The organism is Ruegeria sp. BB5, from assembly GCF_056539405.1.
In genome coordinates, this window is record NZ_JBQFUX010000023.1 from 1 (window position 1) to 3,074 (window position 3,074).

The 3,074-nt window shown below is 56.9% G+C and carries 1 protein-coding gene and 2 pseudogenes; all 3 read right to left on the reverse strand.

The window, feature by feature from the left end; translation table 11 throughout:
• Positions 1-319, reverse strand: a pseudogene (glyA, locus tag ACR0DL_RS21420) (serine hydroxymethyltransferase); the annotation flags it as partial.
• Positions 320-341: 22 nt separating this feature from the next.
• A complete protein-coding gene (locus ACR0DL_RS21425) occupies positions 342-2,972 on the reverse strand; it encodes a phosphoenolpyruvate carboxylase (protein ID WP_480691286.1) in 2,631 nt (876 codons plus the stop codon).
• A pseudogene (locus ACR0DL_RS21430) lies at positions 2,972-3,074 on the reverse strand (D-glycerate dehydrogenase); the annotation flags it as partial. The gene ACR0DL_RS21425 and the pseudogene ACR0DL_RS21430, both read right to left, overlap by 1 nt.

Below are 3,074 nucleotides of genomic sequence, written 5' to 3' on the forward strand. Positions count from 1 at the left end.
GGCTGCCCGAGTTCGGCTGCACGTTGGCGAAGTCACACCCAAACAGCTGCTTGGCGCGGTCGATGGCCAGGTTTTCAGCGATATCAACGAATTGGCAGCCGCCGTAATACCGCCGACCAGGATAGCCTTCGGCGTATTTGTTGGTCATCACCGAGCCCTGCGCCTCCATCACGGCGGCAGAGACGATGTTCTCGGACGCGATCAGCTCGATCTCGTCGCGCTGGCGGCCCAGCTCAGATGTGATCGAACCAAAAAGCTCAGGGTCACGATCAGATAGGGATTGGGTGAAAAAACCGTCTAGACGATGCGGGACATTCACGGGGCATATCTCCTGAAATTGGTTAGCCGGTCCAGCCAAGGCCAGCGGAAATAGCGTTCATGGATTGCAGTAGCGGCACAGGGACTGATCCTGCTTGCGATTTGTTTCGGGCTTGTTGCAGCAGTTCGACTTGCAGGGCGTGAATGCGAGCCAGCTCCGCCCGTTTGCGATCAAATCGTTCGCACAGCCGGGGAAAACGGTGACCTATTGTCTGACCGCCAGTCAGAAACTGCACAGCGCTGCAAGCGTTATCGAATTCTGTTTTGATCGCCTGAGAGATGCTTTGGCGGATATACTTATCGCGCACCAGTTCGCCGTATTGCGTGGCGATGCCCATATCAGCCTGATAGAGCGATTTCTCCATCTCATCGACAGCGAGGCGGAACAGGCGAGATTTCTGAAACATTTCTTGCAAAACTTCGTCACCGCGCGAACCTCGGAACTTGCGAAAGCTGGCCATTGCTGCACCAAACCCGTACCAACCGGTAATCAGGTGGCGGTTCTGCGACCACGCAAAAACCCATGGAATAGCCCGCAGATCATCGAGACTAGCTGCGCCGAACCGACGGGTCGGGCGGGAGCCGATTTTTAGGCGAGCAAGTTCCTCGACGGGGCTGGCCTGCTGGAAGTAGTCCAGAAAACCCGGCATCTGCAGAAGCGATACATAGGCTGTTTGCGACAGTTCCGATAGGGCATCCAGCGCATCGTCAAATTCGGGCCGGGACGGGGTTTCGCTGGGGTTAGCCGTATGTCGAAGCGTGCTTGAGAGCAGTAATTCCAGATGCGCTGCAGCTGTGCCGCGGTTAGCATACTTGGTCGAAACAACCTCACCCTGTTCCGTAACACGCAAGCGTCCGGCTATGGTTCCGCTGGGTTGTGCGGCGATTGCGCGCCCGGTAGGTGCTCCGCCCCGGCTGACTGAGCCGCCGCGCCCATGAAAAAATGTAGCCTTGAAACCTTGCGAGGCCAGTGCCGTGACAATCCTGCGTTGCGCGCGTTCCAATTCCCAAGTTGAACAGAAAAAGCCGCCATCCTTGCCACTATCTGAGTAACCCAGCATCACCTCGATCACGTTACCTTCGGTTTTAAGGCTGCGGCGGGAAAGCGGAACATCAAGAACGTCCAGCAATATCGCTGGGGCATTGCGTAGGTCGGCAATCGTCTCGAACAGTGGGACCACTGATAAATCCAGAGTTTCGGACCCGAATCCTGCGTATCGGGCCAGAAGATAGACACCGAGAATGTCGTCGGCGGAACGGGTCATTGACAGGATGAATGGTCCGATAGCCTTGGGGTCTGGTCCCGATCGAACGCTGTAGACAAGTGTCAGGAGGGCAAGGAGTTCTTGGGCCTGATCACTCAGCGCTTCCCGATTTTGATAGGGCAAGTTCTGATCCGCCAATTCGGCCCGCAAACGGGCAGACCATTCGGGCGTACCATATTCCAATGCCTGCCCGGATTGTGACCAAATTTCGGCCAGAACATCGGTTGTGACGGTGGAATTCTGGCGTATGTCCAGCGTTGCGGTACGGAACCCAAAAACCGGTGCGGCCCGGCGCAGTGGGCGGATATGTCTTCGCGCCAGATTTTCGGCTTTGACCGCGCATAAAGCGGCATCAAGCGCGTTTAGATCGTTCACGAATTGCGAAATGTGGTTATAGCCGTCTTTTATCAGCCGAAGGCGTATGGCATCCAGAGCCTTCCGGAACGGTTCGTTCTGATTGCGGCCAGCGTCCGGAGCCCGGTCGACAATTTCTTGTACACGTGTCCTGTGTGGTTCGGGCAGCGGCAATATGAGCGCACTGATACTCAGCTTGCTTGCGGCTTGTTTAAGGGCTTGACCGTAGAGGTCCAGAACCGTTTCGCGCCCACGTTGCAAGGCCAGCGCGGTCATCTCTGTCGTGACATTCGGATTGCCGTCCCGGTCGCCTCCGATCCAGCTGTGAAAGCGAATACTGGGCGTTTTGCTCAAGGTCTTTCCCAGCATGTTCAGGCAGGCTTGATCGAACCGATCCATGACTTGCGGGACGGCGTCAAAGATTGCGTCCCTGAAGAATTGCAAACCCCACTCGATCTCATCGTGCAGGCTTGGCCGCGTCAGGCGAAGTTCACCGGTCAGCCACAGGAGGTCAATTTCACCTTCCAGGTTTTTAAGCAATTCGGCGCGCTCAGTTGGGGTCCAGCGTTGCGTTTCCAGACTGACAAGGTTGCGATAAATCCGCCGGTGGATTTCCAGTACGGTGACCCGTTTGGCCTCGGTTGGATGCGCGGTTAGGGTGGGTCCGGTACACAGATTAGCAGTCAGTTTTTCCATTGGGCTGTCTGCTAGGGACAGGTCAGACAACACCTCGGCAAACCCGCCTTCGACCGCTTCGGGCCCGCTATTGGTCTCGGTCAGTCGACGATCTCTGACTTCGGCGTTTTCATCGATGATACGCAACAGTTGGAACCAGATAGACAGGGCCTGCAAATAGGGCGTCGCCTCGGGCCCGGTGGGGATGGATTGCAGCGGTAAGGCCCCGGCCCATGTCGCTACATGCGGCGCCCGTTTCATCAAAATGTTCCGCCACAACGCCCGCAGTTCCGAGCGCAACCCATCAGCATAGCTTGAACGGTTCAGGGGGGACTGAATATTTTGGGCCAGCGCTTGCATCAGATCACCCGGTCACGTGGTTCACGGCCTTGGAAAAAGTCACTCAGATTATCGAGAACGCGGAAGCCCATCGCTTCGCGGGCCTCGCGCGTTGCGCTGCCC